This is a genomic window from Mameliella sp. CS4, from assembly GCF_019392335.1.
GTDB lineage: Bacteria > Pseudomonadota > Alphaproteobacteria > Rhodobacterales > Rhodobacteraceae > Antarctobacter.
In genome coordinates this window covers 1-487 of sequence record NZ_JAHXRQ010000092.1, presented here as the reverse complement: position 1 = coordinate 487, position 487 = coordinate 1, and the positions used below count along the sequence as shown (strand labels likewise).

Sequence of the window (487 nt, the reverse complement as noted above, 5' to 3'; positions counted from 1 at the left end):
CCGAGTGCACTGCTCTCGCAGGCGGGCTGTGTCTGTCAGGTCCGGCGCGAAGCGGTGGAAATGCGCGCTTATACGTCGCTGCGCGACTAGCGCTCGGGGCAGGGTGCGCCGACTGGTGCGGGGGATCCGAAACGGCTAAGCTCTGGCCAGCGTCCCTCTCCTGCGAATTCCTGCGTTGGCGATCTATCACTTCTCGGCCAAGCTGATCTCGCGTTCGGCCGGGCGCAGTGCCGTCGCGGCGGCGGCGTACCGGTCCGCGTCCGAGCTGCACGACGAACGCGCCGAGCAGCGCCACGACTTCCGCGCCAAGGGCGGGGTGGTGCATTCCGAGATCCTGCTGCCGCAAGGCGCGCCCGAACGTCTGTCCGATCGTGCAACGCTCTGGAACGCGGTGGAGGCGAGCGAGAAGCGCAAGGACGCACAGCTCGCCCGCGAAGTGGAGTTCGCGATGCCGCGCGAGTTGAGCCGGGCTGAGGGCATCGCGCTC

General features: G+C 68.8%; 1 protein-coding gene. It reads left to right on the top strand.

The features are described from left to right. Window positions 1–175 precede the first annotated feature (175 nt). The coding region (locus tag KZZ07_RS26665; protein WP_219519945.1) for a MobA/MobL family protein at window positions 176–487 on the top strand (312 nt) is incomplete at its 3' end.